Origin of the sequence: Parasaccharibacter sp. TMW 2.1888 (assembly GCF_023167265.1) — a bacterium.
Taxonomy (GTDB): domain Bacteria; phylum Pseudomonadota; class Alphaproteobacteria; order Acetobacterales; family Acetobacteraceae; genus Bombella; species Bombella apis.
The window spans coordinates 1,670,729-1,687,171 of sequence record NZ_CP030979.1; the positions used below are offsets into that span (position 1 = coordinate 1,670,729).

18 protein-coding genes and 1 tRNA gene are annotated in these 16,443 nt (G+C 61.9%); 7 read left to right on the forward strand and 12 right to left on the reverse strand.

Annotated features, from left to right (window positions below):
• Positions 1-42 precede the first annotated feature (42 nt).
• The 4 genes from argB (at position 43) to DTQ13_RS07600 (ending at position 4,871) form a co-directional block, all read left to right on the forward strand.
• Entirely contained in the window at positions 43-939 is an 897-nt protein-coding gene (argB, locus tag DTQ13_RS07585; protein WP_043561420.1) for an acetylglutamate kinase, read from the forward strand.
• 54 nt (positions 940-993) lie between these two features.
• Positions 994-1,824, forward strand: a complete 831-nt coding sequence (gene dapD / locus DTQ13_RS07590; RefSeq protein WP_081563016.1) for a 2,3,4,5-tetrahydropyridine-2,6-dicarboxylate N-succinyltransferase — start codon at positions 994-996, stop codon at positions 1,822-1,824.
• 8 nt (positions 1,825-1,832) lie between these two features.
• On the forward strand, positions 1,833-2,978 hold the full coding sequence (gene dapE / locus DTQ13_RS07595; protein WP_086441232.1) for a succinyl-diaminopimelate desuccinylase: 1,146 nt from the start codon (positions 1,833-1,835) through the stop codon (positions 2,976-2,978).
• 114 nt (positions 2,979-3,092) lie between these two features.
• Entirely contained in the window at positions 3,093-4,871 is a 1,779-nt protein-coding gene (locus DTQ13_RS07600) for a chloride channel protein (RefSeq protein WP_248460470.1), read from the forward strand.
• A 24-nt stretch (positions 4,872-4,895) separates the two neighbouring features.
• Here DTQ13_RS07600 and DTQ13_RS07605 read toward each other — a convergent pair whose 3' ends face one another.
• On the reverse strand, positions 4,896-6,029 hold the full coding sequence (locus DTQ13_RS07605) for an AGE family epimerase/isomerase (RefSeq protein WP_248460471.1): 1,134 nt from the start codon (positions 6,027-6,029) through the stop codon (positions 4,896-4,898).
• A complete protein-coding gene (gene rfaE2, locus DTQ13_RS07610; RefSeq protein WP_248460472.1) occupies positions 6,026-7,516 on the reverse strand; it encodes a D-glycero-beta-D-manno-heptose 1-phosphate adenylyltransferase in 1,491 nt (496 codons plus the stop codon). Before rfaE2 ends, DTQ13_RS07605 begins: the two co-directional genes overlap by 4 nt.
• Positions 7,517-7,771: 255 nt before the next feature.
• On the opposite strand from rfaE2, the gene DTQ13_RS07615 reads away from it, so the two are divergent.
• Positions 7,772-8,590 carry a sulfotransferase gene (locus DTQ13_RS07615; protein ID WP_248460474.1) on the forward strand — a complete coding sequence of 273 codons (819 nt, stop codon included), beginning with the start codon at positions 7,772-7,774 and terminating at the stop codon, positions 8,588-8,590.
• A 13-nt stretch (positions 8,591-8,603) separates the two neighbouring features.
• Here the strand turns inward: DTQ13_RS07615 and truA are convergent, their stop codons facing one another.
• From truA to def, 3 genes are read right to left on the reverse strand one after another with little or no spacing between them, the layout of a single operon-like run.
• On the reverse strand, positions 8,604-9,395 hold the full coding sequence (gene truA / locus DTQ13_RS07620) for a tRNA pseudouridine(38-40) synthase TruA (protein ID WP_248460475.1): 792 nt from the start codon (positions 9,393-9,395) through the stop codon (positions 8,604-8,606).
• Positions 9,388-10,320, reverse strand: coding sequence for a methionyl-tRNA formyltransferase (gene fmt, locus DTQ13_RS07625; protein WP_248460476.1), 933 nt, complete (start codon positions 10,318-10,320; stop codon positions 9,388-9,390). Before fmt ends, truA begins: the two co-directional genes overlap by 8 nt.
• A gap of 3 nt (positions 10,321-10,323) precedes the next feature.
• Positions 10,324-10,875: a peptide deformylase gene (def, locus tag DTQ13_RS07630; protein WP_052349200.1), complete on the reverse strand. Its 552-nt coding sequence runs from the start codon at positions 10,873-10,875 to the stop codon at positions 10,324-10,326.
• A gap of 182 nt (positions 10,876-11,057) precedes the next feature.
• On the opposite strand from def, the gene DTQ13_RS07635 reads away from it, so the two are divergent.
• Both DTQ13_RS07635 and DTQ13_RS07640 read left to right on the forward strand, forming a co-directional pair.
• Positions 11,058-11,573, forward strand: coding sequence for an Hsp20 family protein (locus DTQ13_RS07635; protein WP_043560630.1), 516 nt, complete (start codon positions 11,058-11,060; stop codon positions 11,571-11,573).
• Positions 11,560-11,823 (forward strand): DUF1150 family protein, encoded by a 264-nt coding sequence (locus DTQ13_RS07640; RefSeq protein ID WP_227449646.1) that lies wholly within the window; start codon positions 11,560-11,562, stop codon positions 11,821-11,823. The genes DTQ13_RS07635 and DTQ13_RS07640 overlap by 14 nt, the downstream gene beginning before the upstream one ends.
• 46 nt (positions 11,824-11,869) lie before the next feature.
• Here DTQ13_RS07640 and DTQ13_RS07645 read toward each other — a convergent pair whose 3' ends face one another.
• The 7 genes from DTQ13_RS07645 to DTQ13_RS07675 all read right to left on the reverse strand — a co-directional run bounded on the left by DTQ13_RS07645 (position 11,870) and on the right by DTQ13_RS07675 (position 16,381).
• Positions 11,870-12,106, reverse strand: a complete 237-nt coding sequence (locus tag DTQ13_RS07645; RefSeq protein WP_248460477.1) for a hypothetical protein — start codon at positions 12,104-12,106, stop codon at positions 11,870-11,872.
• 70 nt (positions 12,107-12,176) lie between these two features.
• Positions 12,177-12,923 carry an LPS export ABC transporter ATP-binding protein gene (lptB, locus tag DTQ13_RS07650; RefSeq protein WP_043560625.1) on the reverse strand — a complete coding sequence of 249 codons (747 nt, stop codon included), beginning with the start codon at positions 12,921-12,923 and terminating at the stop codon, positions 12,177-12,179.
• Complete coding sequence (locus tag DTQ13_RS07655) at positions 12,920-13,849, reverse strand: LptA/OstA family protein (protein WP_248460478.1); 930 nt, start codon at positions 13,847-13,849, stop codon at positions 12,920-12,922. The genes lptB and DTQ13_RS07655 overlap by 4 nt, the downstream gene beginning before the upstream one ends.
• 7 nt (positions 13,850-13,856) lie before the next feature.
• Positions 13,857-14,597, reverse strand: coding sequence for an LPS export ABC transporter periplasmic protein LptC (gene lptC / locus DTQ13_RS07660; RefSeq protein WP_043560612.1), 741 nt, complete (start codon positions 14,595-14,597; stop codon positions 13,857-13,859).
• Positions 14,594-15,571, reverse strand: a complete 978-nt coding sequence (locus DTQ13_RS07665; RefSeq protein WP_043560609.1) for an SIS domain-containing protein — start codon at positions 15,569-15,571, stop codon at positions 14,594-14,596. The genes lptC and DTQ13_RS07665 overlap by 4 nt, the downstream gene beginning before the upstream one ends.
• A 12-nt stretch (positions 15,572-15,583) precedes the next feature.
• Positions 15,584-16,234: a ribonuclease D gene (locus tag DTQ13_RS07670; RefSeq protein WP_043560607.1), complete on the reverse strand. Its 651-nt coding sequence runs from the start codon at positions 16,232-16,234 to the stop codon at positions 15,584-15,586.
• Between the two features lie 60 nt (positions 16,235-16,294).
• A tRNA-Leu gene (locus DTQ13_RS07675) sits at positions 16,295-16,381 on the reverse strand.
• Positions 16,382-16,443 lie beyond the last annotated feature (62 nt).

Genomic DNA, 16,443 nt, shown 5'->3' on the forward strand with positions numbered 1-16,443 from the left:
TCTTCTTCTGATACCTCTTCTACCGCTTTCCCGGATGCCCTGATGGCCCATGGTGGCCTGCTGAGCGACCAGCAGCAGGCTGCCGTCCTTGCCGGTGCGCTGCCTTATCTGCGCCGTTATGCTGGCGACACCATCGTGGTGAAGTATGGTGGTCACGCCATGGTCGAGAACAGCCTTGCCGCCACCTTTGGCCGGGATATTGCCCTGCTCAAGCTGGTGGGCATCAATCCGATCGTGGTGCATGGCGGTGGTCCGCAGATCAACAGCATGATGAAGCGGCTTGGTGTTGAGTCCCGCTTCATTGATGGCCTTCGTGTCACGGACCGTGAGATGATCGACGTGATCGAGATGGTTCTCTCCGGCACGGTGAACAAGCAGGTGGCCGATCTCATCAGCCACGCTGGAGCGCTGGCCGTGGGCATTTCGGGGCGTGATGGGCGTCTGATCCAGGCCAGCCGTCTTGTCCATTATCACCGGACGGAAGGAAACGGGCGGGAAGCGGTCGATCTGGGCTTTGTCGGCAAGCCGGAGCATGTGGACCCCCGGGTGCTGTATGCCCTGCTGGGGGCTGGCCTGATCCCGGTCGTGGCGCCGCTCGGGGCTGGGGATGAAGGTGAGATTTACAACATCAATGCGGATACGGCTGCTGGTGCGGTTGCCGGTGCCGTGCGGGCCTCCCGCCTGCTGATGCTGACGGATGTTCCCGGCGTGCTGGATGAGAATGGCCAGCGCATCGAGGAGCTGACAGCCGAGGAAGCCCGCCGTCTCATCCGGGAGGGGCACATCACGGGCGGCATGATTCCCAAGGTGGAGACCTGCCTCAAGGCCGTGCAGGCCGGGGCCAAGGCGGCCGTCATTCTGGATGGTCGGGTGCCACATACCTGCCTGCTGGAACTCTTCACCAGGGCAGGGCAGGGTACGCTCATCAAGGCGGACTGAGAGATGGGGCAGGGCAGCCTGCCTGGATTATGGTTGTAGAATAAGGAGCGTTTTATGGATCACGCAGAGCTTCGCAAGCAGATTGAAACCCTTTGGGAAGACCGTGCCAGCCTGTCCCCGCAGACGCAGGGTCAGGCCCGTGATGTCGTGGAAGCCGCTCTTGCCGGGCTGGATGACGGGACCTTCCGCGTTGCCGAGCAGCAGGAAGATGGACGTGTCGTGCATGAATGGCTGAAGAAGGCCGTCCTCATGTCCTTCCGCCTGTATGAATCCGAGCCGATGGCCAATGGCTGCGGTGGGGCTCCGGGTTTTGACAAGGTGCCGCTGAAATTCGCCGGCTGGGGCAAGGCAGAGTTCGAGAAGGCCGGGTTCCGGGCCGTTCCGGGGGCTGTCGTCCGCCGTTCCGCCTACATCGCTCCGGGTGTCGTGCTGATGCCGAGCTTCGTCAATCTGGGTGCCCGTGTCGAGAGCGGCACGATGATCGATACATGGGCCACGGTCGGCTCCTGTGCACAGATCGGCAAGAACTGCCATATCAGCGGTGGTGCCGGGATCGGCGGTGTTCTGGAGCCGCTCCAGGCCGCACCGGTCATCATCGGGGATGACTGCTTCATCGGTGCCCGTTCCGAGGTGGCCGAGGGCGTGGTCGTGGAGCGTGGCTCAGTCCTCTCCATGGGCGTGTTCCTTGGGGCCTCCACCAAGATCGTGGACCGTACGACGGGTGAGATCCATATGGGGCGTGTTCCGGCCTACTCCGTGGTCGTGCCGGGAACCCTGCCGCCGAAGACCCCGGGCGGGCCGTCCCTGGCCTGTGCCGTGATCGTCAAGCGTGTTGACGAGCGTACACGCTCCAAGACATCCATCAATGAGCTGCTGCGTGACTGAGTGACCTCATGAGCCATCCATCATCTCCTTCCAATCCCGTCGCCCTGTTGCAGGACCTTCTGCGGTGCCGCTCCGTCACTCCGGCGGATGACGGGGCACTGGGCGTCGTGGCCCGGTCGCTGGAGATGATGGGGTTTGAGGTCACACGCCTTGCCTTCGGTCCCGAAGGCGGGCAGACGCCCAACCTCTATGCCCGGCTGGGACAGGGCGGTCCCTGTCTCTGCTTCGCAGGGCATACGGATGTCGTTCCTCCCGGTGAGGGTTGGAGCTGCGACCCTTTCGCTGGAGACATCCGGGACGGGCATATCTACGGCCGTGGCACGGCAGACATGAAGGGCGGTGTCGCCGCTGCTCTGGCTGCCGTAGCCCGCAGGCTGGAGGCCGGACCGCTGAAGGGCAGTCTGGCCTTCCTCATAACGGGGGATGAGGAAGGACCGGCCCGGTATGGCACCCGTTCCGTGCTGGAATGGATGAAAGAACAGGGCGAGGCCCCGGATTTCTGCCTGCTGGGCGAGCCGACCAATCCGGCTGAAATGGGCGAGGTCATCAAGATCGGCCGCCGTGGCAGCATGAATGTGGTGATTACCGTCAAGGGCACGCAGGGGCATGTGGCCTATCCGCATCTGGCAGACAATCCCATTCACCGCCTTGTGTCGATCCTGCATGATCTGACATCCCGCACGTTGGATCACGGCAGTGACTGGTTTGCTCCGTCTTCCTTGCAGATCACGAGTGTGGATGTCGGGAATCCGGCCACCAACGTCATTCCCGCCACGGCACAGGCCCGGGTGAACATCCGTTTCAATGACCTTCATACGAGCGGCAGCCTGCGCAACTGGATTGAGGATGTCGTTGCCTGCCATGCGCCGGAGGCTGATCTTGATGTGGCTGTCAGCGGGGAATCTTTCCTGACGGAACCCGGTGCCGAGGTGGAGAAACTCTCCCAGGCCGTGCAGGCCGTGACGGGGAGGACGCCAAAGCTCGACACGGGCGGGGGAACATCCGACGCCCGCTTCATCACGCATTGCTGCCCCGTGGCGGAGTTCGGGCTTGTGGGGGCCACCATGCACAAGCGTGACGAGCATGTGTCTCTGGCCTCCGTGGAGCAGCTGACACAGGTTTATCTGGAGTTCATGCAGCGTTTTGGTGTCTGAGCTTCTTTCACAATGATGGATGTCTGGGAAACCCCGCCCGTCTGAGGCGGGTTTTCTGTATACAGGGCGGGACTCTGTAGCACGGCCGATACTGGAAAGAGGAGAGAGCCCCGCATGTCCAGAGGGAACGGGTCATCACGGATGAGACTGCTGGCTCCTGCCATGCTGCGGTCCTTCGTCCGGCGTGACGGGCTGGGGCTGTTCCTGCTGGCCCTGCTGACGGGGGGACTGGCGGGCTGCTGTGTCCTGCTGATCAATGTCGTGACCCTCGGCCTGCATGTCGTGTTCTATGGCCTGCATAACGGTGGCAGACTGTCGGAACTGCCTGCACTGCCACTATGGCGTTGTCTGCTGGTGCTGGGCGGTGGTGGTCTGGCGGTTGGCGGGCTGAGTGCCCTGCTGCGCCGCTGGATGAAGCGGCGCCCGGTGGACCCGGTGGAGGCCAATGCCCTGCATGGCGGGCGCATGTCAGTCCGGGACAGTGTCAGTCTTGCCGTGCAGACGGTCCTGTCCAATGGCGTGGGGGCCTCCACCGGGCTGGAGGCTGGCTATGTGCAGATATCTGCTGCTTTCGGTTCGTGGCTGGGGCGGGTCTTCCATGTCCGGCGGGAGGACATGCGGATTCTGGTGGGGGCCGGGGCGGCCGGGGCTGTCAGTGCCGGGTTTGATGCTCCGATTGCCGGAGCCTTCTATGCGTTCGAGCTGGTGCTGGGAACGTACAGTCTTGCCAACCTGTTTCCCATTGCGCTGGCGGCCATGGCCGGGCTGGGTGTCCGGCATCTCATGCGGATGGATGGCGGCCTGCCACCACTGGTGACCCGCTGGCAGATGGGCTGGGCTGATGTGCCCGGGGTCAGCCTGCTGGCCATTCTGTGCGCCCTCGTGGCCATTCTCATCATGTACTGCGTGACGCAGACCCAGGTGGTGTTCCAGAAGCTGCTTGCACCGGTCTGGCTGCGGCCTGTCGCTGGTGGTCTGCTCGTGGCCTGTCTGGCGGCACCTTTCCCCTCGGTCCTGTCGGCCGGGCATGGTGGGGTTGGGCTGGTGCTGAAGGGGGAGATCGTGCCGTCCCTGGCTCTTCTGCTGCTGGTCCTCAAGGCGGTGGCGTCGTGCCTGTCCATCGGGTCGGGCTTCCGGGGCGGGCTGTTTTTTGCCTCGCTGTTTCTGGGTGTTCTGGCCGGTGAGGCGTTCGGGGCTCTGCTGGCTCCTTACGGTCTGGCCCCGGTGGATGGTCATGTTTGCTCCGTGCTCGGTATGGCGGCCATGGCCACGGCCATCATTGGAGGCCCCATGACGATGATCTGCATGGTGCTGGAAATGACGGGGATCATGCCGCTCAGCAGTGCCGTGGTGCTGTCGGCCACCCTGTCCCTGCTGACGGTCCGGCGGCTCTTCGGATACAATTTTGCGACATGGCGTTTTCACCTGCGGGGAGAGACCATCCGCTCTGCCGTGGATGTGGGCCGCTTCCGTACCCTGACCGTGCAGAAGCTGATGCGGGCACAGGTCCGCAGCTTTCCGGCGGCCATGACCATCCGGCAGGCACAGGCGCAGCTGACGCTGGGGATTGAGGAGCGGCTCGTGCTGGTGGATGAGGAGGGCCGGTATCAGGGAATTGTCCTGGTGTCCGAGATCACGGCGGCCTGCGCAGGCGAGGAGCCTGTCTCCAGTCTGGCCTGCTATCGGGACATCATGCTTGAGCCGTACATGACCATCCGTGAGGCAGCCGACCTGTTTGCAGAGGCGGAAGCTGACGTGCTGGCCGTGGTGGAAGACCGTCAGTCCCGCCAGCTTGTCGGGCAGCTGAGCGAACGGCATACGCTGCGCTGCTACGCCGTGGAGCTGGAGCGCAGCCGCCGGGACCTTGCCGGGGATGGACGTTTTTCCGTGTGATGGTCCGTCCCCGGTGAAGCGGACTTATGGAGTGGTGCCGAGGATGGCCTGCCCGGCACTGTAGATATGGTAGAGGCTGCTGGCGGGCATGTGGTCCGTGGCAGTTTTTCCCTGCTCATCCAGCCGGTCGATCCACCCGCCATTGAGCGGGGCCGGGGCATAATGGGTGAAGAAGAGCTGGCTCATGGTGGCGAGCCGTTCCTGCCGGGATTGGAGATCCGCCGGACCATGCTGGGCCAGAAGGCGCATCATTTCGGTCTGGGGCCAGATGCGTGTGGAGGCTTCCAGCATCGAGCCATCATCCAGCAGGGCATCCGGCAGGAGAGGGCCGGGAGCGGTCTGCTGAAGGCGGTCATGGAGGCGCTGCTGCGCCTGACGGGCAGCAGCGGCGTGCCTGCCATCGGGGGCAAGACGGAGATACTCGCCCAGTAGCCAGCACCATTCCGCCTGATGGCCGGGTTCGACACGGTTCTGGCCCGCAGGCCGTTCCGGCTTCCATTCCGGCGTGAAGAATTCCAGCAGGGCATCCATTCCGGCCGGGATGAAGGACTGTAGGGCCAGTTTCAGGATGGCGTCGGCATGATGGAGGAACACCTCCCGACCCGAGACCTCGAAAAGTGTCAGACAGGCTTCCAGCAGATGCATGTGGGGGTTCTGGGAGTGCCGGTCCGATGTGGCAGGCAGGACATCCCGGTATCCGCCATGTGCGGAGGGGAAGAGCTGGTCGATTTCGGCTAGGCTGGCCTCTGCCCTGTGCAGCAGGGCGGGGTCTTTGCCCAGACGGTAGGCCCATCCATGCGCGAAGAGGATGAAGGCGTGGCCGTACAGGTCCCGTTTTGCGTCGGAAGGGGCCAGATCAGGCCCAAGGGCGAAGACCCAGCCTGCGCTGCCATCAGCCCGGTGATATCGCTGCGTGACATGGTCCAGCACCGTCAGGGCCTGCTCCCCGGCGTCGTAATGGCCGTTCAGGGCGGCCTGACAGTAGGTGGCGATCTGCCGGGCCTGCACCATCAGGCGGCGATGGGGCAGGGTGATGGGGGTGGCCTCAAAGGTCAGCCGTTCGTGATAGAGGCCTGCATCCCTGTCGAAACCGGCCTGGGACCAGAGGGGCAGAGCCTTGTGGAGCAGCCAGTCCTGCCATGTCTGTCTGTATGTCATTGTTGGGTGTCCTTTGCCGGGTGGCTGTCATCCATCGTTTGCACGATGCGGCTTGTGGAATGTCCGTCCAGCAGCGGGGCCAGACAGACACGCCCGCCATGTTCCCTGACGACATCCCCCCCGACGACCTCATCTTCCCGGTAATCGGCCCCTTTCACGAGGACGTGGGGCTTCAGGGCGGAGATGATGTCCAGTGGCGTGTCCTCATCAAAGAGGACGACCAGATCGACATGCCGCAGGGCACGGATGACCGTGGCCCGGGCCTGTTCGGTCTGGAGCGGGCGGCGGGGGCCTTTCAGCCGCCTGATGGAGGCGTCGGTGTTGAGGGCGACGATCAGCTTGTCACCCTGGCTGGCGGCAAACTGGATGAGCGAGACATGGCCGGGATGGAGCAGGTCGAAACAGCCATTCGTCAGGACGACGGAGGCTCCGTGCCGTTTCCAGTTCTCCACGATGGCGCAGGCGTCGGGCAGGGGAAGGCAGGCTCCGCTGTCGGCGATTTCTTCCAGCAGCTTCTGGTGCAGTTCGTCCCGGGTGACAAAGGCCGTGCCCAGCTTGCTGACGGCAATGGCGGCGGCCGTGGTGGCCATGGTCACGGCGCTGGCCAGGGAGCGGCCACTGGCCAGAGCACAGGCGATCGTGGCGATGACGGTGTCCCCGGCCCCGGAGACGTCATAGACTTCTGAAGGATGGGCACGGCAGTGCAGCGGGGCGGCCTTCTGCTGCCAGAGCGTCATGCCTTTTTCGGAGCGTGTGAGGAGAATGTCGCCGCCCGTCAGCGGGGCGACGGCGGCGCAGGCCTGTTCCACCTCTGTATCATCCGTCAGTGTCCACGGGCGGCCTGCCGGGTGGGCGATGCCGGAGGCGGCAAGGGCCTTGCCGAGTTCCTGCCGGTTGGGTGTCAGCAGGCTGGCCCCCCGATAGGCGGAGAGATCGGCCCGCTTGGGGTCCACCAGAACGGGAATGTTCCGGCTGCGGGCGGCCTCCATGACGGCGTGCAGGACACGGTCGGAGAGGACACCTTTGGCATAGTCGGAGCAGATGAGAATCCGGGATGTTTCTAGTGCCTTCAGGGTGGAGGCGATGAGGGCCTCCTCGGTGGCCCTGGAGAAAGGGACGAGCTTTTCATTGTCCAGCCGGACGATCTGCTGCCGCCCGCTGAGGACACGGGTCTTCGTGATGGTCGTCCAGCTGGCATCATCGACCAGACCATCCAGCCTGATCTCCTGCCATACCGAAAGGGCCTGACGGAGCGTCCCGGCCGCCTGGTCCGTACCCACCACGCCGATCAGATGGACCGGATGACCGAGGGCGGCCACGTTCACGGCCACGTTGGCGGCTCCGCCGGGCGTGGACCGCTGGTGGCTGCTCAGCAGGACAGGGACGGGGGCTTCCGGCGAGATGCGGGTGACATCCCCGGTGATGTACTGGTCCAGCAGCAGATCACCCAGAATGGTGATGGCACCGTCAATCAGCGTGTCAGTCAAAAAACGTCCCTCCCTTCAGGAGACAGCACTGCCCGTGAGTGGCGTTCGGCAGCGTCCGTGGCCTCATGTCTGGAGAGGAAAGTTTAGGATGTTTTTACCACTCTGTCGTCAGGGAAAGGGTCTTATCCAGCCCGGAAGAGGGTCTGTGGCATAATAAATAAATTTTTATACATTTTTGAAGTTGACAGTGATAATTATGACACATACTCATGCAATACAGACTGAAACAAAAAAAACAGGGCCGGGAAGTACGTAATGTCTCGTCATGTTCACTTTATATCCGGTCTTCCCCGCTCAGGAAGTACCCTTCTTAGTGTTCTTTTAGGGCAGCATCCTGACATTTACTGTGCAGAATATTCAACGCCTGTCTGTTCTCTCATGACAAAGATGCTTTCCGTTATTTCAGAAGGTGAATATAAAACTGAATTCAGCGATGAAAAGGTCATGAATCTTCTTAAGAAGACAATGGATACATATCACGACATGCCATCAAGGCCGAATCTGGTCATTGACAATAACCGGGCCTGGTGCAGCAAGCTTCAGCTTCTGGACTATCTCTACCCTGATGCAAAAGTGATCTGCTGTGTGCGTGATCCTGTCTGGGTGATCAACTCCTTTGAGCGCATCATTGGCAGGGACCCGATGCTTTCATCCTATCTCGTGCCCGTGGAACATCGGGCCACGCTTCATCAGCGGGTGAATTATCTGCTGTCTCCTGTGGGGGCTTTCGGTTTTGCGTATCAGGCCTTGCAGGAGGCGTTTTTCGGACAGTTTTCGTCCAAACTGGTACTGGTTGATTATGACAGCCTGGTGACACAGCCCCTGTCCGTCATGCGTCTTCTGGAAAAGGAACTGAACGTTCCTGCTGCAACTTACGACATGAACAATGTCCGTTACACGCCTCCTACGGCATACGACAAGGCTCTGGAAACGCCGGGCCTGCATGAAATTGCCCATAAGGTGGAGCCCCAGAAGCATCCTCTCATATTGCCACCCGATGTCGTGAACCGTCTTGCTGGGGGTGCATTCTGGAGGGACAGAAGCATGAACCCGAAGTCGGTACGGATCATATGAAAACCAGCAGAGTTTATGGCCGGAAAGGATCATCCGGGTAGCCGACATTCATCAGGCACAGCCCGTCGGGGGGAGCCGTGGGGCCAGCCTTGCAGCGGTCCCGGGCTTCCAGTACTTCTTTCACACGGTCCGGGTGCCACTGGTGATGGCCGACCAGAGCCAGCGTCCCGACCATGTTGCGGACCTGATGGTGCAGGAAGGACCGGGCCTGCACGTCCACATGGACATGGTCGCCGGAGCGGGTGATGGTGAGTTCATCCAGCGTCCGCAGGGCGTCCCGGGCCTGACAGGCCGCCGCCCGGAAGGAGGTGAAGTCATGCCCGCCCAGCAGATGGTTGGCTCCCTCCTGCATGGCCTCGACATCCAGCGGGGCACGGATGTGCCAGACGAACCCTTCCTGCATGGCCGGACGGGCCGGACGGTTGAGGATGGTATAGCGGTAACGCCGCCATGTGGCGGAGAAGCGGGCGTTCCAGCCCTCGGGGGCCGGAGCGGCTTCCAGAATGGAAATGGGGTGGGGCTTCAGATGGTAGCCGATGGCGTCCCGCACGGCCTTGCGGCTGAGGGGGGCATCATCGGGAAAGTCCAGATGGGCCACGAGTCCGGCGGCATGGACGCCTGAATCGGTCCGGCCCGCCGTCACGCTGCTGACCCTGCGGCCCTGCGTGAGGTGTTCGGCGGCTTCCTCGATGAGCTGCTGGACGGAAAGGCCACTTTTCTGGCGTTGCCAGCCGACATAGGGCCGCCCGTCAAATTCGATGCGGATGGCCCAGCGGCTGATGCCGGGCGGGGCGGCGTCAGTCAAGGCGCATCCCTTTGTCCAGTTTCGTGCCACGGAGGAAGGCCTCCCGGTCCATCATGGCCCGGCCCGGTTTCTGGATGCGTTCGATCCGCAGGCAGCCTGTCCCGCAGGCAATGGTCAGCCTGTCATCCAGAACCGTGCCCGGAGCGGGAGCCGAGGCCATGAGGGCGGCAGTTTCGGCCTCGTCAGGCAGGCTGACGGCTCCGATGCGGTAGGTCTGCCCCTCCAGCAGCGTGTAGCTGCCGGGCCACGGAATGAAGGCCCGTACCTGACGTTCAATCTCCACGGCAGAACGGCCCCAGTCGATCTGCCCGTCCTTGCGTTCCAGTCTTGGAGCGTAGCAGCTCCGGGAATCATCCTGTGGAACGGCAGTTGGCTGTTCCTCCAGCGTGCGGACGACCAGCCGGGCACCGATCCCAGCCAGCCGGTCATGCAGGCTGCCTGCCGTGTCCTCGGGTGTGATGGGGGTGGCCTCGGAGAGAAGGACGGCTCCGGTATCCAGCCCCTTGTCCATCTGCATGATGCAGACGCCGCTTTCGGCATCTCCGGCCCGGATGGCGGACTGGATGGGCGAGGCCCCCCGCCAGCGGGGGAGCAGGCTGGCATGGATGTTCAGGCAGCCCAGCCGGGGAGCTTTCAGGATGGCTTCCGGCAGGATGAGGCCGTAGGCAGCCACGATGGCGGCATCGGCCTTCAGGCTCTGGAAGAAGGCCAGCTCCTCATCATTGTGGCGCAGTTTTTCCGGGGTCCGCACGGGAATGCCGAGCGCATCGGCTGCCTCATGAACGGGCTGACGCCGCAGGGCCTTGCCCCGGCCTGCGGGACGGGGGGGCTGCGTATAGACGGCGACAATCTCATGCCCGGCCTCGATCAGGCCGTGCAGGGCCGGGACGGAAAAATCCGGCGATCCCATGAAAACGAGGCGCATGGGTTATCGTCTCCGCTTCTGTTCCTTGGCCAGACGGCGCATGATCATGTTGCGCTTCAGGGAGGACAGATGATCGACGAACAGGATGCCATCAAGATGGTCGATTTCGTGCTGGATACAGGTGGCCAGCAGGCCGTCCGCATCCTGCTCGATGGTCTGGCCGTCCAGGTCACGATAGCGGACACGGATGGACTCCGGCCGGATGACCTCGGCATACTGGTTGGGGAGGGAGAGGCAGCCTTCCTCCCGCACGGCCAAGGTCTCGGTGGACTCGATGATCTCGGGATTGATGAGGACCATCGGTCGGCGGGGTTCATCCTCCCGGGCGACATCAACCAGCACGAAACGCTGGCTGAGCCCCACCTGCGGGGCGGCCAGACCGATGCCGGGGGCCTTGTACATGGCGGAGAACATGCCCGGCAGGGCCTCACGGAGGGCCGTCATGTCTTCCGGGCGGACCTCATGGGCCACCTGGCTCAGCACGGGCTGGGGGGCAACAAGGATTGATGTCGGGGCGATGTCATCAAGCCGGTCGAGAAACTCTAAATTTTTCATGGCAGGCATGTTAGCGGCTGGCTGTGTGTAATGCCAGCCTGTTCTTTGATGCGGCAGGCCGGGGCATGGCGGGCCTTGCATCATCGTCTTTCCATCCTCATATCAGCGGGGACGAGCGATGCCTTGTGTAGGGTCGTTCGTCTTCATTCACGTCTCGCTCCCTGAGGAGGCATTTTAGAGCCATGTCGTCTGGACGTCTTTTCACTTCCCCCATGTTTCTGGGGTTTGATCATCTGGAACAAATGCTTGAACGGGCATCAAAAACAGCATCGGATGGGTACCCGCCCTACAATATCGAACAGCTGAGCCGCACGGCACTCCGCATCACGCTGGCTGTTGCAGGTTTTGTCATGGATGATCTCCAGATCACCCAGGAAGACAACCAGCTCGTGATTCGTGGGCGGCAGGCGGATGACACGCAGGGGCGCGTTTTCCTGCACCGTGGGATTGCAGCACGGCAGTTTCACAAGGCCTTTGTTCTGGCAGAGGGAATCGAGATTGCTGGAGCCTGGCTGGATAACGGCCTGCTGCACATCGACCTTCATCGCCCGGAGCCGGAGGTGCGGGTGAAGCATATTGCCATCCAGCAGGGCAGTTCCGGGGGAGCTGTACGGGCCCCGGCACCACCAGCCCGTGATGTGGAGCTGGCCCGTGATCTTCCTCCTGTCGCAGAGGAGGAGCCTTTTGGCCGGGAATGATGAGAGGGGAGCTTCCGCCAGCGGCAGGCTGGCGGGAGACATGCAGGAGCGTGCCCGGGCGATGACGGGAGCGGAGCTGCGGGACTGGGGGATGAAGGAGGTCGCCTATTTCCGGACCATTACGCATGAGGGGGCCACGCTGGTGGCCATTCATGCAGCGGACGGCACCCCGGTCGGCATTGCCGAGGATGAGGACAGTGCCGTGGATGCCATCCTGGAGCAGGACATGGTGCCGACCTTCCTGCAATGAAGGGCCAGCCGTGGGGCTGCCCTTTCCTGGCGGAGGGAAGGCTGGATCATCGTCTGTTTTGCGAGCGGCAACGTGTCTGAATCCAGTCCAACAGCAGCCATAGGGGAAGGACTATGACGACCATGCAGGCGAGGTCGAGGAGGTCACTGTGTCCGATGCCCCAGTAGAGGCTCAGCTGGTGGGAGGTACGGTCCGAGATCATGCTGCACGTGACGAAAGAGCAGGTCTGTGAACCTTCGAACAGGATTTTTTTCATGGCCTCCCCAGCATCCGGAGTGGACATGGGCACATCCACTTTTCTTGACAGATACTGGCAGCTCATTATGGCAGGGGTGTGAAAGAGTTTTTTCTCTTTACAGGGAGAAATTCTCTCCCAGATAGACCCGGCGCACGTCCTCGTTGGCGACGATGGCTTCCGGTGTTCCTTCCATCAGGACACGGCCGCCATGAAGTATGTAAGCCCGGTCGATGACCTCCAGCGTTTCACGCACGTTGTGGTCCGTGATGAGAACGCCGATGCCACGGTCCTTCAGATGGGAGACGAGGGCACGGATCTCGCTGACGGCAATGGGATCGATCCCGGCCAGTGGCTCATCCAGAAGGATGTAGTTTGGCTGGCTTGCCAGGGCGCGGGCGATCTCGAGACGGCGGCGTTCACCCCCCGAGAGAGCCAGGGCAGGAGAGTGGCGCAGACGGGTGATGCCGAATTCAGCCAGCAGGCCATCCAGCATGGCCTGCCGCCTGTCCCGGTCCTTCTCGACGGCTTCCAGAGCAACAAGGATGTTCTGCTCGACATTGAGCCCTCGGAAAATGCTGGCTTCCTGCGGCAGATAACCGACTCCCAGCCTGGCCCGCCGGTACATGGGCAGGGGGGTGATGTCGGCACCATCAAGCGTGATGCTGCCCATGTCTGTCTGCACCAGCCCGACAATCATGTAAAAGCTGGTCGTTTTTCCTGCACCATTCGGGCCAAGCAGCCCGACAGCCTCGCCACGCTGCACGTGGAGAGAGACATCATGGACGACGGTGCGCTTTTTGTAGCTTTTGCCGATACCCCGGGCAGCCAGGCCTGGTTTCCCCTGATTTTCCTGCATGGTCATTTGCCTGCCTCATTGGGGACGATCAGCCCCTGTACGGGATCGCTGGAGCCGGAGAGCATATGGGAGACGCCGGTCTTCATGTTCACGATGGCCTGCGAACCATTGTTCTGGTTCTGCCCCTGCGTGACACGGACATGGCCGATCAGCCGGGCCAGCTCCGGTCCGGCCAGATAGACGCCACGGTCCCCGGTGGCGGTCTGCCGGTCCGTACGGATGACCACATGGCCCCAGCCATAGGCCCGGTCCAGATTGCCACTCTTCGATTTTTCCCCACCAGCAGCCTGGCTGGCCCTGTTGGCGGCTTTCTGGGCATCGGAAAGTTCCACAGCCTGCATGACATCAGCGGTGATGCGTTTGCCGTCACTGGTATTGACGGTCGCTTCTCCCCAGCCAATGGAGGTATGGGTCTGGGGGTGATATTCCACAAGGTCCCGAGCTGTCATGAGCTGACGGGGCGTAGTGAATTTCATGGCTTTGCCCGTCATCAGCAGGACGGCCCTGTCAACATCGTACAGCCCGTGATCGCCCCAGCCCTGATCTTCCAGATTGTAGATATGGACATGGCCGAAGGCCTCAACACGGTACAGTTCCATGTCGCTGCTGCCACCATTTTTCTGGCTCTCATCAGTACTGGATGTGCCTGCGGCCTGCTTTTTCGGGCGCAGATAACCGATGAGTGTATCGGCATCGACAGTCATGTCGCCCCGCTGGGCACGGGCACCTCCCGTCAGGGTAACGGTCTGGCGGTTATGGTCGTAGATCTCTTCTTTCTTCCAGAAAAGATGGACGACCTGCCCATGGGCCTGATCCCCGGGTGTCGGGTCGGCTGCCAGAGCAGTGGGAGAGGGGGCCAGGGCCTCGGCCAGAAGAAAACAGGCAGCGGCAAGAAAAGCATGAGGGCGGGAAAAAACAGGGAGACGCATCATGCTTCCTTTATGGGCTTTTCGGCGTTGCGGGAGAAGAGGGGGCGGGTGATAAATCCTCAAAATGATCCGTACGTCCGGCACCGAGGAACTGAAGAGTCCCTGTCTGCTGGTCCATGAAGGCGCCTTCTGCATCCTGCGTGCCGAAGGGCCCTTCGGCATGGACCCAGTCATGCGTGGCGATGACCTGCTGGGGCAGGTCAATATCGGCTGAAGGGCTGTTCAGCAGGACGCCGTCACTGCGGTAGATCACGACATGGCCGTTCAGTGTCAGCGTCTGTTCGTGCTGGAGATACATGCCGCTATCCGCCCGGGCATGGACCCACTGATGATTGTGCAGCAGGATGTCAGCTTCAGGCTCGGTCATGTCGATGCGGTCCGGCTCGCTCTGGCGGGCAATGCGGGATGTGATGGTATAGGGGCGGTCCTGCGAATCAAGATCGTGGTAGGCGGCATGTTCCATCATGCCGCTATCCGTATGGGCATGACGCATGCTGGCCAGAATGGCGCTGTTCTGGTGGATCAGATGATTGATTTCCGGCCATATGGCGACCGAGAACAGCAGGAACATCGCAAGACCGGGGAGACCCCATTTGGCCCGCTTCAGCAGCAGGCTCCGTCTGGCCATGGCTTCGGCTGAAGGGGGCGTGCGCCGTCTGGCCATGCTTTCCTGTCGCATGGCATCCAGCTGGCGGGTCTTTTCCAGACGGTCCGGGTCAAAATCTTCCCGGTTGGGCTGCGGTGCGTTCATGAGAGACCTGCCCGCAGGAGATCATGCAGATGAAGAATCCCGACAGGGCGACGCTCTTCATCCAGAATGAAAAGACTGTTCACCGGGACAGGGCGGTCATTCATGAGGTGCCGTATGTCCTGAGCCCGCATGTCTGCCGTGCCTGTCAGGGGCGTGCGGTTCATGATCTCCACGGCCGTGGTGTTGTCGAGATCACGGTCCAAAGCGGGGCGGAGGTCACCATCGCTGATGAGCCCGGCAAGGCGGCCTTCGTCATCCAGAATGCCGATGCAGCCGAAACTCTTGTGGGTGATTTCCAGAATCACGGCACGAAGGGACATGTTTTCATGGCCCAGTGGCATGTCCTGCCCTGTATGCATGAAATTGCTGACGGGGCGGAGCTGGGCACCCAGCGTCCCTGCCGGATGCAGGAGACCGAAATCATGCGCATTGAAGCCACGGCGTTCCAGCAGGGCGATGGCCAGCGCATCCCCCAGGGCCAGCTGGAGCAGGCAGGAGGTCGTCGGGGCCAGTCCCATCGGGCAGGCTTCCGGCGCGGCAGGGAGGATGAGGGGAATCTGCACCGACTGGGCCAGTGTCGATGAGGCCCGTGTCGTAAAGGCGATCTGCGTGAGATTCAGGCGGGCTGCATGAAGCAGGACTGGCGCCAGCTCGTTGGTCTCGCCGGAATTGGAGAGATAGAGGATGACATCATCGGCCTCTACCATGCCGAGATCCCCGTGGGCGGCTTCGGCAGGATGAAGGAACAGTGATGGTGTTCCCGTGGAGGCCAGGGTGGCGTTGATCTTGCGACCGATATGGCCGGATTTCCCCATCCCTGTCAGGATGAGGCGGCCTTTCATGGACAGTATGGCAGTGAGAGCGGCTTCAAACCCTTCCTGCATGGGGCCACGCAGGCACGCCTCGAGCTGCTCAAGCCCCTGACGTTCTGTCTGGAGGGCACGGCAGGCGGTCGAGAGGGAAGATGAGGTCATGGAGCAGCTATGTCAGGCACGATGGGCGAAAATGTCCGACACATCATAGCCCAGAAGATCCAGCTTTGCACGGGCAGGGAGGAAATCATAGCAGCTCTGCGCAAGATCACGCCGCCCTTCCCGGATGAGCATGGCTTCCAGCTTTTCCCAAAGGGCATGGAGATGCAGCACATCGGAGGCTGCATACTGGCGCTGCTCTTCTGTCAGGGTCGGGCTGCCCCAGTCGGAGCTCTGCTGCTGTTTGGACATCTCGACGCCCAGCAGCTCCCGGCTGAGATAGGCAAGGCCATGCCTGTCCGTGAAGGTATAGACAAGACGGGCGGCAATCTTCGTGCAGATGACGGAATTCAGCGTGATGCCGAGATAATGCTGGAGAACGGCCACGTCGAACCGGGCAAAATGCATCAGCTTGGTGACAGAACTGTCCTGAAGGAGCGCCTTGAGGTTGGGGCAGTGCCCGTAGCCACGCCCGCCCAGATGTTCCGGCACGAACTGTACGAGATGCGCCTGACCATCCCCGGCGGAAATCTGCACGAGGCAGAGGCGGTCCCGGTGGGGGTTGAGCCCCATGGTCTCGGTATCAATGGCGATGGAAGAGCCTAGCTCAAGATTGTCCGGGAGGTCGCCCTCATATAGATGAATGGCGTTACGCGGAGTGCTCATAGATTCACCGGATTTTCTGAGAGGGGACAATTCTGCCCTGCATGTCAGGGGAGAAAGCCTTGGTGCCCAGAAGAAGACTCGAACTTCCACGTCCTTGCGGACACAGGCACCTGAAGCCTGCGCGTCTACCAATTCCGCCATCTGGGCATAAAGCTGTAAGAGGAAGCTGTCTCCGTGAGGAAGCCGCCTCAGCTCTGTTGAAGATGCTT

Bases quoted from the DNA above. Each gene is read 5' to 3' on its own strand.
- argB (WP_043561420.1), top strand. From the start codon at position 43: ATGGCCCATGGTGGCCTGCTGAGCGACCAGCAGCAGGCTGCCGTCCTT.
- dapD (WP_081563016.1), top strand. From the start codon at position 994: ATGGATCACGCAGAGCTTCGCAAGCAGATTGAAACCCTTTGGGAAGAC.
- dapE (WP_086441232.1), top strand. From the start codon at position 1,833: ATGAGCCATCCATCATCTCCTTCCAATCCCGTCGCCCTGTTGCAGGAC.
- DTQ13_RS07600 (WP_248460470.1), top strand. From the start codon at position 3,093: ATGTCCAGAGGGAACGGGTCATCACGGATGAGACTGCTGGCTCCTGCC.
- DTQ13_RS07605 (WP_248460471.1), bottom strand. From the start codon at position 6,029: ATGACATACAGACAGACATGGCAGGACTGGCTGCTCCACAAGGCTCTG.
- DTQ13_RS07615 (WP_248460474.1), top strand. From the start codon at position 7,772: ATGTCTCGTCATGTTCACTTTATATCCGGTCTTCCCCGCTCAGGAAGT.
- fmt (WP_248460476.1), bottom strand. From the start codon at position 10,320: ATGCGCCTCGTTTTCATGGGATCGCCGGATTTTTCCGTCCCGGCCCTG.
- def (WP_052349200.1), bottom strand. From the start codon at position 10,875: ATGAAAAATTTAGAGTTTCTCGACCGGCTTGATGACATCGCCCCGACA.
- DTQ13_RS07635 (WP_043560630.1), top strand. From the start codon at position 11,058: ATGTCGTCTGGACGTCTTTTCACTTCCCCCATGTTTCTGGGGTTTGAT.
- DTQ13_RS07645 (WP_248460477.1), bottom strand. From the start codon at position 12,106: ATGTCCACTCCGGATGCTGGGGAGGCCATGAAAAAAATCCTGTTCGAA.
- lptB (WP_043560625.1), bottom strand. From the start codon at position 12,923: ATGACCATGCAGGAAAATCAGGGGAAACCAGGCCTGGCTGCCCGGGGT.
- DTQ13_RS07655 (WP_248460478.1), bottom strand. From the start codon at position 13,849: ATGATGCGTCTCCCTGTTTTTTCCCGCCCTCATGCTTTTCTTGCCGCT.
- lptC (WP_043560612.1), bottom strand. From the start codon at position 14,597: ATGAACGCACCGCAGCCCAACCGGGAAGATTTTGACCCGGACCGTCTG.
- DTQ13_RS07665 (WP_043560609.1), bottom strand. From the start codon at position 15,571: ATGACCTCATCTTCCCTCTCGACCGCCTGCCGTGCCCTCCAGACAGAA.
- DTQ13_RS07670 (WP_043560607.1), bottom strand. From the start codon at position 16,234: ATGAGCACTCCGCGTAACGCCATTCATCTATATGAGGGCGACCTCCCG.